The organism is Sphingopyxis sp. (assembly GCF_016793825.1).
In the GTDB taxonomy this organism is placed as follows: Bacteria; Pseudomonadota; Alphaproteobacteria; order Sphingomonadales; family Sphingomonadaceae; genus Sphingopyxis.
The window spans coordinates 104,487-119,226 of the sequence record NZ_JAEULM010000050.1 but is presented as its reverse complement, the minus strand read 5'-3'; the positions used below and the strand labels follow the sequence as shown (position 1 = coordinate 119,226).

The 14,740-nt window shown below is 64.0% G+C and carries 11 protein-coding genes and 1 pseudogene; 3 read left to right on the top strand and 9 right to left on the bottom strand.

Features of this window, described 5'->3' with window-relative positions:
* Positions 1 to 985 (bottom strand): annotated as a pseudogene (locus JNM03_RS17805) (DNA-directed RNA polymerase subunit beta'); the annotation flags it as partial.
* A gap of 18 nt (positions 986 to 1,003) precedes the next feature.
* On the bottom strand, positions 1,004 to 5,137 hold the full coding sequence (gene rpoB / locus JNM03_RS17800; protein WP_294038693.1) for a DNA-directed RNA polymerase subunit beta: 4,134 nt from the start codon (positions 5,135 to 5,137) through the stop codon (positions 1,004 to 1,006).
* A gap of 306 nt (positions 5,138 to 5,443) precedes the next feature.
* On the opposite strand from rpoB, the gene JNM03_RS17795 reads away from it, so the two are divergent.
* On the top strand, positions 5,444 to 5,821 hold the full coding sequence (locus JNM03_RS17795; RefSeq protein ID WP_294038691.1) for a RidA family protein: 378 nt from the start codon (positions 5,444 to 5,446) through the stop codon (positions 5,819 to 5,821).
* Positions 5,822 to 6,422: 601 nt separating this feature from the next.
* On the opposite strand, the gene JNM03_RS17790 is transcribed toward JNM03_RS17795, so the two are convergent.
* The 4 genes from JNM03_RS17790 to JNM03_RS17775 all read right to left on the bottom strand — a co-directional run bounded on the left by JNM03_RS17790 (position 6,423) and on the right by JNM03_RS17775 (position 9,649).
* Entirely contained in the window at positions 6,423 to 6,827 is a 405-nt protein-coding gene (locus JNM03_RS17790) for a DUF4197 domain-containing protein (RefSeq protein ID WP_294038708.1), read from the bottom strand.
* Positions 6,828 to 6,851: 24 nt separating this feature from the next.
* A complete protein-coding gene (locus tag JNM03_RS17785; RefSeq protein ID WP_294038689.1) occupies positions 6,852 to 7,091 on the bottom strand; it encodes a hypothetical protein in 240 nt (79 codons plus the stop codon).
* 73 nt (positions 7,092 to 7,164) lie between these two features.
* Positions 7,165 to 8,949: a sensor domain-containing diguanylate cyclase gene (locus JNM03_RS17780; RefSeq protein ID WP_294038687.1), complete on the bottom strand. Its 1,785-nt coding sequence runs from the start codon at positions 8,947 to 8,949 to the stop codon at positions 7,165 to 7,167.
* A 91-nt stretch (positions 8,950 to 9,040) separates the two neighbouring features.
* Positions 9,041 to 9,649 carry a TetR/AcrR family transcriptional regulator gene (locus JNM03_RS17775; protein ID WP_294038685.1) on the bottom strand — a complete coding sequence of 203 codons (609 nt, stop codon included), beginning with the start codon at positions 9,647 to 9,649 and terminating at the stop codon, positions 9,041 to 9,043.
* Between the two features lie 85 nt (positions 9,650 to 9,734).
* Here JNM03_RS17775 and JNM03_RS17770 point away from each other — a divergent pair, with 85 nt between their 5' ends.
* A complete protein-coding gene (locus JNM03_RS17770; protein ID WP_294038683.1) occupies positions 9,735 to 11,180 on the top strand; it encodes a carotenoid oxygenase family protein in 1,446 nt (481 codons plus the stop codon).
* On the opposite strand, the gene JNM03_RS17765 is transcribed toward JNM03_RS17770, so the two are convergent.
* Together JNM03_RS17765 and JNM03_RS17760 are read right to left on the bottom strand one after the other, a co-directional pair.
* Entirely contained in the window at positions 11,101 to 11,961 is an 861-nt protein-coding gene (locus tag JNM03_RS17765) for an NTP transferase domain-containing protein (protein ID WP_294038681.1), read from the bottom strand. The genes JNM03_RS17770 and JNM03_RS17765 overlap by 80 nt on opposite strands.
* Positions 11,958 to 12,953: a phosphoribosylglycinamide synthetase gene (locus JNM03_RS17760; protein WP_294038679.1), complete on the bottom strand. Its 996-nt coding sequence runs from the start codon at positions 12,951 to 12,953 to the stop codon at positions 11,958 to 11,960. The genes JNM03_RS17765 and JNM03_RS17760 overlap by 4 nt, the downstream gene beginning before the upstream one ends.
* A 268-nt stretch (positions 12,954 to 13,221) precedes the next feature.
* Between JNM03_RS17760 and JNM03_RS17755 the strand changes: the two genes are divergently transcribed.
* Positions 13,222 to 14,244, top strand: a complete 1,023-nt coding sequence (locus tag JNM03_RS17755; protein WP_294038677.1) for a hypothetical protein — start codon at positions 13,222 to 13,224, stop codon at positions 14,242 to 14,244.
* A gap of 96 nt (positions 14,245 to 14,340) precedes the next feature.
* On the opposite strand, the gene rplL is transcribed toward JNM03_RS17755, so the two are convergent.
* Positions 14,341 to 14,715 carry a 50S ribosomal protein L7/L12 gene (gene rplL / locus JNM03_RS17750; protein WP_294038675.1) on the bottom strand — a complete coding sequence of 125 codons (375 nt, stop codon included), beginning with the start codon at positions 14,713 to 14,715 and terminating at the stop codon, positions 14,341 to 14,343.
* Between the last annotated feature and the right edge of the window lie 25 nt (positions 14,716 to 14,740).

Genomic DNA, 14,740 nt, shown 5'->3' with positions numbered 1-14,740 from the left:
GCGACTTCAGCGGCCGCTTGTTGGTGCCGGTGATCGCGCGGCCGCGGCGGCCATTGTCGAGCAGCGAGTCGACGGCCTCCTGCAGCATGCGCTTTTCGTTGCGCACGATGATGTCGGGCGCGCGCAGCTCCATCAGCCGCTTCAGACGATTGTTGCGGTTGATGACGCGACGATAGAGGTCGTTGAGATCGGACGTGGCGAAGCGGCCGCCATCGAGCGGAACGAGCGGACGCAATTCCGGCGGAATGACCGGAATGACTTCCATCACCATCCACTCGGGCTTGTTGCCCGATTCGACGAAGGCTTCGACGATCTTCAGACGCTTGACCAGCTTCTTGCGCTTGGCGTCGGAGCTCGTCTCCTTGAGCTCCTCGCGCACGCGCTCTTCTTCTTCCTCGAGGCGGATTTCGCCGAGGAGACGCTTGATCGCTTCCGCACCAATCAACGCTTGGAACGCGTCGTCGCCGTACTCGTCCTGCGCCTTCATGAAGGCTTCTTCGGACAGCAACTGGTGCATCTTGAGCGGGGTGAGACCCGGCTCGACGACCACATAGTTCTCGAAATACAGCACGCGCTCGAGGTCGCGCAGCGTCATGTCGAGCAGCAAGCCGATGCGGCTGGGCAGCGACTTCAGGAACCAAATGTGAGCGACCGGCGAGGCCAGCTCAATATGGCCCATACGATCGCGGCGCACCTTCGACAAGGTGACTTCCACGCCGCACTTCTCGCAGACGATGCCCTTGTATTTCATGCGCTTGTACTTGCCGCACAAGCACTCGTAATCCTTGATGGGCCCGAAGATACGCGCGCAGAACAGGCCGTCGCGCTCGGGCTTGAAGGTACGATAGTTGATCGTCTCGGGCTTCTTGATTTCGCCGTGCGACCAAGCCCGGATCTGATCCGGGCTCGCGATCATGATCTGGATTTGGTCGAACTGCAGCGGCTTGGCCGGTGCGCCGAAAAGATTCGCGATCTCGTTCTGCATTACGCTCTCCCGTATCGCTTAGTAGCCGCGCTGGTTGAGTTCGACGTTGAGGCCCAAGGAGCGCAGCTCCTTGACCAGAACGTTGAAGGACTCGGGGATGCCCGCTTCGAAATTGTCCTCGCCGCGAACGATGGCCTCGTAGACCTTCGTACGGCCGGCCACGTCGTCCGACTTGACCGTGAGGATTTCCTGCAGCGTGTAGGCGGCACCGTAGGCTTCGAGGGCCCACACTTCCATTTCGCCGAAGCGCTGACCGCCGAACTGCGCCTTACCGCCCAGCGGCTGCTGGGTGACGAGGCTGTACGGGCCGATCGACCGCGCGTGGATCTTGTCGTCGACCAGGTGGTGGAGCTTCAGCATATAGATGTAGCCCACGGTCACCTTGCGGTCGAACTTGTCGCCGGTGCGGCCGTCGTACAGGTCCGACTGACCCGATTCATGCAGGCCCGCGAGGGTCAGCATGTTCGTGACATCGGCTTCCTTCGCGCCGTCGAACACCGGCGTCGCGAACGGCACGCCGACCTTCAGGTTCGACGCCAGCTCGACAATGCTGCCGGCATCGCGCGACTTGATGTCGTCGACATATTCGGCGCCATAGACATGCTCGAGCGACTCCCGCACCGCTTCCGGCATCTGACCGCCGGCGGCATCGGGATTGGCATCGCGCCATTCTTCCAGCGCCTGGGTCACCTGCTTGCCAAGCCCGCGCGAGGCCCAGCCAAGGTGCGTTTCCAAGATCTGCCCGACGTTCATGCGCGACGGCACGCCCAACGGGTTCAGCACGATATCGACCGGCGTCCCGTCTTCGAGGAACGGCATGTCCTCGTTCGGCAGGATGCGGCTGATGACGCCCTTGTTGCCGTGACGGCCGGCCATCTTGTCACCCGGCTGCAGCTTGCGCTTGATGGCGACGAAAACCTTGACCATCTTGAGCACGCCCGGGGCGAGTTCGTCGCCGCGCTGCAGCTTTTCGACGCGATCTTCATACTTCGCGTTGATCCGCTTGATCGCGTCGTCATACTGCGCCTTGATCGCCTCCAGCGCAGTCTGCGCCTTGTCATCGACAACGGCGAGCTTCCACCAGTCGGCGCGGTCAAGCTCGACGAGCACCTCCTCGCTGACGACGTCGCCCTTCTTCAGGCCCTTCGGCACCGCGCTGGTCGTCTGGCCGATCAGCAGATCCTTGAGGCTGGAGAAGGTTGCACGGTTGAGGATCGCGCGTTCGTCATCGGCATCCTGCTTCAGACGCTCGATTTCCTCGCGTTCGATCGCGATCGCGCGTTCGTCCTTGTCGATGCCGTGACGGTTGAAAACGCGAACCTCGACGACCGTGCCCGACACACCCGGCGGCAGGCGGAGCGACGTGTCGCGCACGTCGCTGGCCTTTTCGCCGAAGATGGCGCGCAGCAGCTTTTCTTCCGGCGTCATCGGGCTTTCGCCCTTCGGCGTGATCTTACCCGCCAGAATGTCGCCCGGGCCGACTTCGGCGCCGATGTAGACGATGCCCGCTTCGTCGAGATTGCGGAGCGCTTCCTCGCCTACGTTCGGAATGTCGCGGGTGATGTCTTCGGGCCCAAGGCGCGTATCGCGCGCGGTGACTTCGAATTCCTCGATGTGGATCGAGGTGAAGACGTCATCCTTCACGATGCGTTCGCTGATGAGGATCGAGTCCTCATAATTGTAGCCGTTCCACGGCATGAACGCGACGAGCACATTCTTGCCGAGCGCCAGTTCGCCAAGCTCGGTCGACGGGCCGTCGGCGATGATGTCGCCCGTGCGGACGACGTCGCCAACCTTCACCAGCGGACGCTGGTTGATGCAGGTCGACTGGTTCGAACGCTGGAACTTCTGCAGGCGATAGATATCGACGCCCGACTTGCCGGGTTCGACCATGTCGGTCGCGCGGATGACGATACGGGTCGCATCGACCTGATCGATCACGCCGCCGCGGCGCGCCGCGATCGCCGCGCCGGAATCGCGCGCCACGGTGCCTTCCATGCCCGTACCGACAACCGGAGCCTCAGCGCGGAGCAGCGGAACGGCCTGACGCTGCATGTTCGATCCCATGAGCGCGCGGTTGGCGTCATCGTTTTCCAGGAACGGGATCAGCGACGCCGCGACCGAAACGAGCTGCTTCGGCGACACGTCCATCAGCGTGATCTGATCGCGCGGCGCCATCAGGAATTCGCCCGCCTCGCGTGCCGAGATCAGCTCGTCGATGAAGCTGCCGTCGGGGTTGAGATCGGCGTTCGCCTGCGCGACCGTGTGCTTCGATTCCTCCATCGCCGACAGATAGACGACCTCGTTGGTCACCTTGCCGTCGATGATCTTGCGATACGGCGTCTCGATGAAGCCGTACTTATTGACCCGCGCAAAGGTCGCGAGGCTGTTGATCAGACCGATATTCGGGCCTTCCGGCGTTTCGATCGGGCAGATGCGGCCATAGTGGGTCGGATGGACGTCGCGGACTTCGAAGCCCGCGCGTTCGCGGGTCAGACCGCCAGGCCCAAGCGCCGACACGCGGCGCTTGTGGGTGACTTCCGACAAGGGGTTGGTCTGGTCCATGAACTGCGAAAGCTGCGACGAACCGAAGAATTCGCGCACCGCGGCGACCGCGGGCTTCGCGTTGATCAGGTCGTTCGGCATCACCGTCGACACGTCAACCGACGACATGCGCTCCTTCACCGCGCGCTCCATGCGGAGCAGGCCGACGCGATACTGGTTTTCCAGCAGCTCGCCGACCGAACGGACGCGGCGGTTGCCGAGATTGTCGATATCGTCGATCTCGCCCTTGCCGTCCTTCAGGTTCACCAGCTCCTTGACCACGGCGAGGATGTCTTCGCTGCGCAGCGTGGTGACCGTATCCTCGGCATCGAGGCCAAGACGCATGTTGAGCTTGACGCGGCCGACGGCCGACAGGTCATAACGCTCACCGTCGAAGAACAGGCCATCGAACAGCGCTTCCGCGGTTTCGCGCGTCGGCGGCTCGCCGGGGCGCATGACGCGGTAAATGTCCGAAAGCGCCTGATCGCGGTCCTCAGCCTTGTCGGCCTTCAGCGTGTTGCGGATCCAGGGGCCGGTGTTGTTGTGGTCGATGTCGAGCAGGACGAGCTTGTCGAGACCCGCCGCATCGATCTTTTCGAGGCTTTCGGCGGTCACTTCGTCGCCGGCCTCGATGTAGATCTCGCCGGTGGCGTCGTTGACAAGGTCATAGGCAGAATAGCGACCGAAGATTTCCTCGGTCGGGATCAGCAGCGTGTCGAGACCGTCCTTCGCCGCCTTGTTGGCAAGGCGCGGGCTGATCTTGTGGCCGGCGGCGAATACGACTTCGCCGGTCTTCGCATCGACGACGTCGAACGCGGGCTTCGAACCGCGCCAGTTTTCGACGACGAACGGAACCTTCCAGCCGTTTTCGGCGCGCTCGAAGACGAGGCGATCATAGAAGTGGTTGAGGATTTCCTCGCCCGACATGCCCAGCGCGTACAGCAGGCTGGTGACCGGCAGCTTGCGCTTGCGGTCGATACGGACGTTGACGATGTCCTTGGCGTCGAACTCGAAGTCGAGCCACGAACCGCGATACGGAATGACGCGCGCGGCAAAGAGATATTTGCCCGACGAGTGGGTCTTGCCGCGATCGTGATCGAACAGCACACCCGGCGAACGGTGCATCTGCGACACGATGACGCGCTCGGTACCATTCACGAAGAAGGTACCGTTCTCGGTCATGAGCGGCATGTCGCCCATGTAAACGTCCTGCTCCTTGATATCGAGGACCGAACGGGTGTCGGTTTCGCTGTCGACTTCAAAGACGATCAGGCGCAGCGTGACCTTCATCGGCGCCGCATAGGTGATGCCGCGCTGACGGCATTCATCGACGTCATATTTCGGCGACTCGAGTTCATAATGAACGAAGTCGAGCTCGGCGGTGCCGGCGAAATCGCGGATCGGGAAAACGCTGCGCAGCGTCTTTTCCAGGCCGGACACATAGCCGATCGAGGGATCGGAGCGCAGGAACTGCTCATAGGATTCGCGCTGCACCTCGATGAGGTTGGGCATTTCCACCGCTTCGTGGATATTGCCGAACAGCTTGCGGATACGCTTGGTCGCGGTTGCTTCGAGGGCCTTGCCCACCGACTTCGCCTTGGTCGCCATAAATGATTGTCTCGCCTTAAGAAAAATCAGGTCGCGAGCGCTCCGACGCGAAAAAAGCCGCAGGCAACCGTTGCCGGTTTACCGCAGCTTCACAACGCTGTCGAAATCCCCGCCGCCCTATCCGTACAGCCCGCTGCGCAAAGGCAGGCTCTATCTCGGACGATGGGGTGTGACGGCCATATAGGAACCGGGGTTCTTCATGTCAAATGGGCCCGCCTATTTTATCGTGTTTCGCCGTGTCGGGGTTGATCGGGCTCGCGGCATTTCCGAAGATCACCCGACCGATTACAGATGGAAGGATCGTCCATGACGCCCCAGGCACCGCTTGGCCCACATTATTCACCCTTCACGACGGGCGGCGGCCTCGTCTTCGTGTCCGGCCAACTGCCTTTGCGGCCCGGCCGCGACACGTCGCTGGCCGATGCTCCCTTTCAAGACCAGGCTGCGCAAGCGCTCCGGAATCTCAAAGACGTTCTCGAAAGCGCCGGTACCGGACCCGCCCACGTACTCAGGACGACAGTCTATCTCAGCGACATCGCCGACTGGGGCGAAGTCGATCGGGCGTACCGCGAATTTTTCGGAGACGTGCGTCCCGCCAGAACGGTGGTCCCCACAGGCCCGCTACACTTCGGTTTCCGCATCGAAATCGACGCCATCGCGCTCGCGGGGTTCGATACGGACTAATGGCGTAAAGTCTGTATGGGGGTGGAAAGCGAACAAGCCGGGAATTAAGAACGTCTCATGTCCAAGCCTAAAACGCGCATCATGTATATCGAAGACAAGTCCGCAGGGTCTAATGGTCCCGCCAGGATTGGTAGAGTTACCTTCTCAAAATCAGGTCGTTCGGTTCACTATGGGGGCCGGACGTTTGGGAAAGTTGGAGACGGATACAAATATAATCACATAGCTGAAGACAGCGGTGATCGATTTTGGATTTCCGGACCCCGAAAGGACGGAAAGGATCGACTTTATCCGGGAAGTTCGATGCCCGTAGAGATTGATGAGGATGTCGCAGAAGAATATTGGCGCGACATCAGAGGCAAAGCCTGACCGAACGTCCGCAATCGGTCGATTGCCGTCAATGCGTTTGGAGTGGGAGCGAAAGGCAGGAACGGGGTGGGACGCGGTCCGTCCTTCACCTTCGTCATCCCGGACTTGATCCGGGATCCATTTCCGCAGCGCTGCTGTGAATCCCGGATCACGTCCGGGATGACGACAAGGAATATCCTCCCTGTCGCGCAGCGACGGGAAGAAATTCAGGTTCGCAACGGGTCAAAACCGACCGCTAGAATATCCCCTTGAGCAATTTACCCGGGTTCTTCCGCAGCGCCGCCTCTTCATTCCCCATGTACAGGAAGATACCTTTCAGCGCCTGTTCGGTGACCGAGTCCGTCAGCCGGTCGCGGCTGATCCCCGCGACCGAGAGAAGCTGGCTGTTGCTCGCCAACTGGTCGAGCTGACGATAGGCACCGACGTCGTCGAGCGCGCCGGCGATCAGCGGTCGCACCTTTTCGTTCAGTACGCCGCCAGCGCTCGATTGCAGATAGCGCGTCGCCCCATCCTTTTTCGACACCAGCGACGGCACGTCATTCCAGCCCATATTGTCAATCGCGGCGCGGAACACGGGTTTGGCCTCGCCCGCTGCTTTCCCGCCCGCGTCGTTCAGGCTTTTGGTGAGCTTGGTCGTCAGGCCCAGCTTATCGCCGGCGCCGAGCTATTTCGACGCCAGCTTGCCACCCCCGCCCGGCAGCAAAATGCGCACCGCAGTATCGGCGTAGAAGGCACCGGGCTGTGCCAGCCGGTCGAGCGCGCCGTCCGACGCATTGCCGATCAAACCCTTGAAACCGCCGGCCGTCGTCTTCGCCAGCGCGGCGGGCATGACCGCAAGCCCCGCAGCCGAAAAGGCGCCCGCCAGCATCATCCGCCGCCCCACCATCATATCGTCCCGGTCCATGGAAGCCTCCGCATCGGTTGCAAGACCCGACGATAGCGGAAATAGCCCGCCTGCCCAAGCATTTAACGTCGGCTTACGCCGCCATTCGAAGGCGGTTTCGTCCATCGCGCTTCGCCGAATACAGCGCCTGATCGGCGCGGTGCAGCAACTCCTCGGCGTCGGGTTCGCCGGCGTACAGGGCCAGACCTATGCTGATCGTCGCGTTTGGCAGCGCCTTTTCCTTTGCCGTGCCCGCCTCGACGGCCTTGCGCACGCGCTCGGCGACAATTTCCGCCGCCTGCGCGCTCGACCGTTGCAGGACACAGACGAACTCTTCGCCGCCGATCCGTCCGACCATGTCGCAATCGCGCAGCACCGCCTTCGCCCGCTGCGCGACGCGGCGGATCACCGCATCCCCGACGGCGTGCCCATGCGCATCGTTGATCCGCTTGAAATGGTCGATGTCAAAGATCGCGACGGCCAGCGGCGCGCCATTTTCGCGCGCACCGACGAGCGCCTTCTCGAGGAACGCCAAAGTGTGGCGCCGGTTGGGCAACCCGGTCAGCATGTCGGTGTTTGCCACCCGTTCGGCCGCGCTGCGCGCCGCCTCCAGGATTCGCGCGTTCTCGACCGTCTCGGTGACGTCCTGCACGGTGCCGAAGATGCCGACGGCCTTGCCGGCGCGGTTCATTTCGATCGATCCGTGCGATTTCACATGGCGTATCTCGCCATCGGTGCGCCGGATGCGCCCTTGATATTCGAACGCCTGTCCGGTCCGAACCGCCTCGGCCAGCACCCTGCGCACCGCCACGGCGTCCTCGTCGACATATTGCTGGACGCTGTAATCGACATCGACGGGCGTTCCAGGCTCAAGACCGTGAACGCGATAGGTCTGGTCGGACCATTGGATCGTCCAGTCGACCAGGTCGACGCGCCAATGGCCGACGAGCGCCGCCGCCTCGGCCTGGATCAGCCAGCGATTGCTCTGTTCGAGCCGCCTCGCGAGCCGCCGCTGCACGACGAGCAGCGCCGCCAGCGGCAACGTCGTGAAAAGCAGCGCAACCAGATAGAATTGCAGGAACAGCACCTTGACCTTCTGGCTGTCGGCGATCGCGGCGATCGGCCCTACGCCCTGCCCGGTCAGCAACGACGCGATGATCGTCACGATCAGCATTCCCGTCGCGGCGCCGAACGGCCCCAGTCGATAGGCGGCGGCGACCACCGCGATGCACGGGAGGAAGGTCACCGGAAAATGCGATTGCGAAAAAGCCGTCGCGGTCACCGCCGCGGCGGCGGTCAGGATCAGGACCGCCTCGGTCTTCATTCGCGCCGACATATTGTCGAGCGCCTTTGTATCGATCATCCGGGCGAGCATCACGATCGGCGGCGTGACGATCAACATGCCGAGCCCGACCGTCGTGAGCCACGAGAAAAAGAAATCGATGCCGGTGCCGGCAAGCCCCGTGGCGATCGACGCGCTGAGCGCGCTGGCGGACAGCGTCGCGATGCAGAAATCACCGACCGAACGCGGCACCATGAAGGATAGCTCGCCCGTATGACGGCGGCGAATCAGCCACAGCGCGACAAAGGCTTCGCATGCGTTCGCAAGCGTGAAGCCGGCCGCGGGAAGCGGCGGCGTACCGGCAAGCATATTCGCAGCAAAGCTCGCCGCCGCCATCCCCGCGAACGAGGCGAACTGCGCCCGCGCGGGCATCAGGAGCAGCAGCGCGAGGAAATAGCCGCTCGGCGGCCAGACCGCGGCGATATTGTCCGCGCCCTTGGTCGCATAGAGCGACAGGCTGGCCAGCAGGAAATAGCCGAACGCCGTAAGCAGCGACCAGAGCGCCGCCTCGACTCCGGATGAGAGCGACCGCGTCATAACCGTCCGCTAGCCCGGAACTGGAAAATAAACCGCTAACATTCGCTGCGCTCTAAACCCTATTCACCGCGAAATCATGCCTTTTCGGGGACTAGTCGACCCCGCCGAACGTCATGCCGACAATCTGTTCGATGCGCGCCTCGTCCCAGTCGATCCGTCGGTCGAGGACCAGCATCGCCAGGCCGTGGACCAGCGACCAGGCGTGCAGCGCCGCCACCTCCGGATCGTCCAGATGCGCCATCGTCTGCGCCACGCCCGCGCGAAGCAGGCTATAGGCGACCTCTCCGCCATCGCCGCCGCCCTGCTTTCGTTCGAGCATCTGGCGTGTGAAGCTGAGGCGAAAGACGGCCGGCTCTTCGTGCGCGAAGCGGACATAGGCGACGCCGGTGGCGAGGAACCCGGTCCGCCCCCCGCCCGCCTTGAGCCAGGCCTGCGCCTGCAGCGCGCCCAACCGGCGCAACCCCTCGTCGGCAAGCGCGTCGAGCAGCGCCTCCTTGTCGGGAAAATGGCGATACAGCGCCGTCGCGCTGACCCCGACGTCGCGGGCGAGCGCGCGCAGCCCCAGCTCGGCACTGTCACCACTCTCCAGCCGCTTCAGCCCGGCCGCGATCACCGCGGCGCGCAGGTCGCCGTGATGATAGGAACCCGCACTCTTGCCGCCGCCATTTTCCATGTTGACACTGTTATCTTCTTCGCTCATGTTGTCACCGTAAACATTCCGAGTCGGCCTTGCAAGCCCCCGCTGCATAGTCGCGTTTCCATCCTTCCGCCCAAGGAGCATCGACATGGCGAGCAATGTAGAGACCCTGATCCGCGGCGCCGTTACCAAAGGCATCGGCAAGGTCGCCGATTTCAATCGCAAGCGCCTGCCCCGACCCACCGATGCGCACCCGTTCCTGACCGGCATCCACAAACCGATGGAAGAAGAGGTGACGCTGGAAAACCTGCGCATCGACGGCGAAATTCCGACCAGCCTCACTGGCCGCTACCTGCGCAATGGCCCCAATCCCGCCGCCGAACCCGACCCGGCGAGCTATCACTGGTTCAGTGGCGCCGGCATGGTCCATGGCATCCGGATCGCGGACGGCAAGGCCGACTGGTATCGCAACCGCTGGGTTCGCGGCACCGAGGCGTGCGCCGTGCTCGGCGAACCGATCCCCCCGGGCACGCGGGCCGAGGGCGGTTTCGACGCGCCCAACACCAATGTCGTCGGCATCGCCGGCCGGACCTTTGCGATCGTCGAGGCGGGCGGCAAGCCGGTCGAGCTGGGCTATGAATTGAACACGCTCGCCCACAACCCCTTCGACGGGACCCTCGCCGGAAGCTATACCGCACATCCGCACGAAGACCCCGCGACCGGCGAACTCCACGCCATCACCTATAAAGGCGACGAGCCGAACAAGGTCTGGCACGTCGTCCTCGACAAGGACGCGCACGTCGTTCGCGAGGAAGCGATCGCGGTCAGCGACGGCCCGTCGATCCACGACTGCGCGATCACCGAAAATTACGTGCTCGTCTTCGACCTGCCCGTTACCTTTTCGATGAAGATGCTGCTCGGCGGCTATCGCTTTCCTTATGCATGGAACGACGCCCATCAGGCGCGTGTCGGCCTTCTCCCCCGCAAGGGCCGTGGCGACGACGTCGTCTGGGTGCCCGTCGAGCCTTGCTATGTCTTCCACCCCGCCAACGCCCACGAGACCGCCGACGGCAAGGTGGTGGTCGATGTCGTCGCGCACGAGACGATGTTCGCCAGTTCGAAGCGCGGGCCCGACAGCGAAAAGTCGCGCATGGAACGCTGGATGATCGATCCGGCGGCCGGCACGACCGTGCGCACCGTCGTCCACGATCATGCACAGGAATTCCCGCGTTACGACGAGCGCCTGACCACTCGCCCCTATCGCTATATCTACAGCGTCGCGATCCCCGACGGCGTTTCGTCCGAATGGGCGCTCGCCGATACGCGGCTGTTCCGCCACGATCTGGAGCAAGGCACGACCGCCATCCACGATTTCGGGTCCGGCCGTCACCCCGGCGAGTTCGTTTTCGTACCCAGAGGCGAAGCCGGCGCCGAGGATGACGGCTGGCTGATCGGCCTCGTCGTCGACATGAACGACGAGACCACCGACCTCGTCATCCTGAATGCCGATGATTTTACCGGATCACCGCAAGCCGTCGTTCACCTGCCGCACCGCGTGCCGCCGGGGTTCCACGGAAACTGGGTGGCGGACTGACCTCGCCGGCGCCCGCCATCAACGCCTCGGTCACACGCAGCGAGCGCTCGTTGTCGACATCGATCGCCATCGCCCCGTTGCGGACCAGCAGCGGGGCGACATCGACGTCAAGCTTGCGTGAAATGCGCTGGAAGATGTGATGGATCGGACCCAGGCCGAAGCGGAAGCGTAGCAGGTTGACGATACCGAACGCCCGCATCACGCGGACCGGCTTCTTCACGAACTGGCCGCCGCCGCGAAACGCCTCCGCCGCGCGGAGCGCGCCGCGATCGCCGATCCAATAGGCATTGCAGTTGGACACGGCGACGTCCGAAAATTCATAGAAGCGCCGCTGCCCCTCTGGGTGAGCCGCCAGAACATCCTCGCGCCGCGCCAGCGCCACCCCTGCCCCGACGCCGAGCCGTTCGGCTTCCTTGCCGATCTCGGCGATCGTCTCGGCGGTCAGCAGGCAATTGTCGGCCGTCGTGACAAACAGCGGAAAATCCGCCTTGTCGGCAACTGCCAGGATCGAATCCGCCAGATTGTCCGCCGCACGAACCACCTCCAGCCGCGGCCCCAGACGGTCGACGACCGGATCGGCAAGATCGTCGAGCAAGGTCGCGTGATGGGTCGAGATGAAGATCCGCGTCGCGCCAGTCCGCGCCGCGCTGTCGAGCACATGTGCGATCATCGCGCGGCCGGCGACCGGGACAAGGCATTTGTCGCCCACGCCATAAGCTTCGGCCAGCGCATCGATCGCGCCGGCACGGCGACCGGCAAGGATCAGGATCGAACCGGTCATGCCGCGTTCCGCCGTACGCTGGGCCGGATCTGACGGATCATGCTTTCCGCGACGATTGTCTCGACAAGGTCGCGGTGGGAGAAGCCGGCCAGCGTCGCCGCACGTGCAAACAGCTTTTCGGACCAGAGATTGCAGTTGAGATTGACTTCGAGCAGCCGGATATCGCCGGTCCGCGCATCGACACGAAATTCGAACCGCCCATAGTCGAAGGGGCGGAAAACCTCGACCATGCGGTCGGCATATTCCGCGATCCGCGCCGCGATATCGCGGTCGCCGACTTCGCGGATCGTATAACCGACGTGTCCAGCCAGATCGCGTTTCTCCTCGTAAGTGCGCAGCTGCGTGGGATCATCCTGTTCGAAGACCAGCATCGGCAGCATCGCCGGGGCACCGTCCAGCGTGATGACGGGAACCTCGACATCGCTGCCGTCGATGAAGGGTTCAACGATCGCATCATGGTCCAACGCATGGATTTCGGTGATCGACCGCGCCAGTTCGACGCGGTCCCGTGCGTCGCGCACACCCCAGGACGCCGAACTGTTGTTCGGCTTGATCACCCAGCGGCGCGCCGGCGGGCACCGCAGCACATCGACGGGCGCGCCGCGACGGAACAATGCCCACGGCGCCGTGGGGACGTCCCGCGCCGCCGCTTCCAGCTTGGTGAGATGCTTGTCGTCGGACAGCCCGCGAACGATCGGCGATGCGCCGAGATACGGGATCGCAAGCCGGTTGCAGAGCAGCGGCACCAGCATTTCGGAATTGAAAAAGCCGCCACGATTGAGCAGCGGAAAGACGAAATCGGCGCCCGGCGGGTCGAACAGCGCAGGATAACTGTCCGCGATCAGCAGCGGCATGCCGATCTGTTCCAGCGTCTCGCGCATCTCGCGGTGGTAGAGGGCATGGTTGCCGTCGTCGGGATGAAGTCCCCCCGTCCAGCGGGCATGTTTGGCGATGAACAGCAGGCGCTGCGTATCACGCAGCGGGGCGGGCACTCTCGTCGGAGATAGGTCGGTTCGCATGCCGCGCTTTGATCATGGCAAGGTTGCACCGCCATGACCCTTTGGTGACTGGCCCGCCATCAAAGCGCAAAATCACTGTCACTTTCGGGCGACGGACGCCGTCACGGACCGCCGCGAAGCCGGTCCGAAGCCGCGACGAACTGCTATGAAATCCTCACCGCACCGTCGGGGGCGCACGGCTCGTCGCGGAAGCGGCCTGCTTTGGCAGCGCTTTTGCCGCGCGGTTCGTTGCCCCTTCACTATGACGAAAATTGCTCCCCCTATCCGTCCCGCCGCGAGCGCGATTGCCGCGTTCCTGGCCCTGTCCACCCCCGCCGCCTTTGCGCAGGATGCGCCGATCGTGCCGATGACCCCGCCGGTCGCCGCACCGACGACCCCGGCACCGCCGACGATCCAGCCGCCCACGACGGTTGCCGCTCCCGCCGAAGCGCCGGCGGCGCAGCCGGTCATTCGCGTGCCGCTCGACCTGCCGCCCGTTTCGAGGGCGACCGAACGCGACGCCGCCGCGCCTCCGGCACGGGCACGCGCCGAACGCCCGACGCAGCGCGCGGCCGCTCCGGCCCCGACAGCGACGGCTCGCGCCGCCGCAGCGCCAGCCGCTGATCCCCTATCGTCCGCCGCCCCCGCGGAGGTTGCCGCGCCGATTGCGGCGCCGAAGACCGAGCCTGTCCAGCCCGCCGCCGACGTCGTTGCGGCGCCTGTCGAAACGACCGCGACAAACAGCAGCGGCTTTCCCTGGGAGATCGCCGGGGGGGCAGCGGCGCTGTTGATCGTCGGCAGTGCCGGCCTTGCTTTCGCTCGCCGTCGCCGCGTGTCGAGCGAGGTGTGGACCTTCGACGAAAGCGCGACCGGCACCGAATGGGTCCCCGCAGCGGAGCCGGCCTTCGCGGCACGCGAGGAAATCGCTCCGACGCCCGAACCCCGACCGGCGGACCCCGCAAGCACGCCGACCTTCGCCGCCGCGCCGAGTGGCAGCATGGGACGCCACGAAGCCATCGCGATGGCAGGCCCCACGCCCGAGAATCCCTTCTCGACGCTCAGCAAACGGCTAGCCCGCGCGCGCTTTCTCGATCGGCAGGAACGCGCGGCATATGACGCGACCCTAGCCAGCGCGCAGCCGGCCGAACCGGCGCGCAAGCCAGTCAGCGCATGGGAAATTTCCCAGCGCCAAGCGCCCGCCATGCCGGCCGAACAGGAAGTTCGCCGACTTGAACGCGGCCGCACGGCCCGCGCCGACCTGAAGCCCGGCTGGACGCGCAACTAACCCGCTATCACGCCAAGGAAAAAGGGCGGCGCCTTGCGGCACCGCCCTTTTTCCTTGGCGAACCTCGGCAGGCGAACCTGCCGAAATCCGGCTGCATTACTTCAGCTCGACGGTGCCGCCGGCGGCGAGGATCTTCGCCTTCAGCTCTTCGGCTTCCGCCTTGCTCACGCCTTCCTTGACGGCCTTCGGCGCGCCTTCGACAAGCGCCTTGGCTTCGCCAAGACCCAGGCCGGTGATCGCGCGGACTTCCTTGATGACGTTGATCTTGTTGCCGCCGTCACCCGTCAGGATGACGTCGAATTCGGTCTGCTCTTCAGCAGCCGGGCCAGCAGCGGCAGCGGCCGGGCCAGCAACGGCGACGGCAGCGGCAGCCGAAACGCCCCACTTTTCTTCGAGCAGCTTCGACAGGTCAGCCGCTTCGAGGACGGTCAGCGACGACAGTTCTTCAACGATCTTTGCAAGATCAGCCATGTTCATTCTCCATCAGAGCCGGGAT

Excerpts from the sequence above, each read along its gene's own strand:
- rpoB (WP_294038693.1), bottom strand. The coding sequence starts at position 5,137 with ATGGCGACCAAGGCGAAGTCGGTGGGCAAGGCCCTCGAAGCAACCGCG.
- JNM03_RS17795 (WP_294038691.1), top strand. The coding sequence starts at position 5,444 with ATGACGCCCCAGGCACCGCTTGGCCCACATTATTCACCCTTCACGACG.
- JNM03_RS17785 (WP_294038689.1), bottom strand. The coding sequence starts at position 7,091 with ATGGACCGGGACGATATGATGGTGGGGCGGCGGATGATGCTGGCGGGC.
- JNM03_RS17780 (WP_294038687.1), bottom strand. The coding sequence starts at position 8,949 with ATGACGCGGTCGCTCTCATCCGGAGTCGAGGCGGCGCTCTGGTCGCTG.
- JNM03_RS17775 (WP_294038685.1), bottom strand. The coding sequence starts at position 9,649 with ATGAGCGAAGAAGATAACAGTGTCAACATGGAAAATGGCGGCGGCAAG.
- JNM03_RS17770 (WP_294038683.1), top strand. The coding sequence starts at position 9,735 with ATGGCGAGCAATGTAGAGACCCTGATCCGCGGCGCCGTTACCAAAGGC.
- JNM03_RS17765 (WP_294038681.1), bottom strand. The coding sequence starts at position 11,961 with ATGACCGGTTCGATCCTGATCCTTGCCGGTCGCCGTGCCGGCGCGATC.
- JNM03_RS17755 (WP_294038677.1), top strand. The coding sequence starts at position 13,222 with ATGACGAAAATTGCTCCCCCTATCCGTCCCGCCGCGAGCGCGATTGCC.
- rplL (WP_294038675.1), bottom strand. The coding sequence starts at position 14,715 with ATGGCTGATCTTGCAAAGATCGTTGAAGAACTGTCGTCGCTGACCGTC.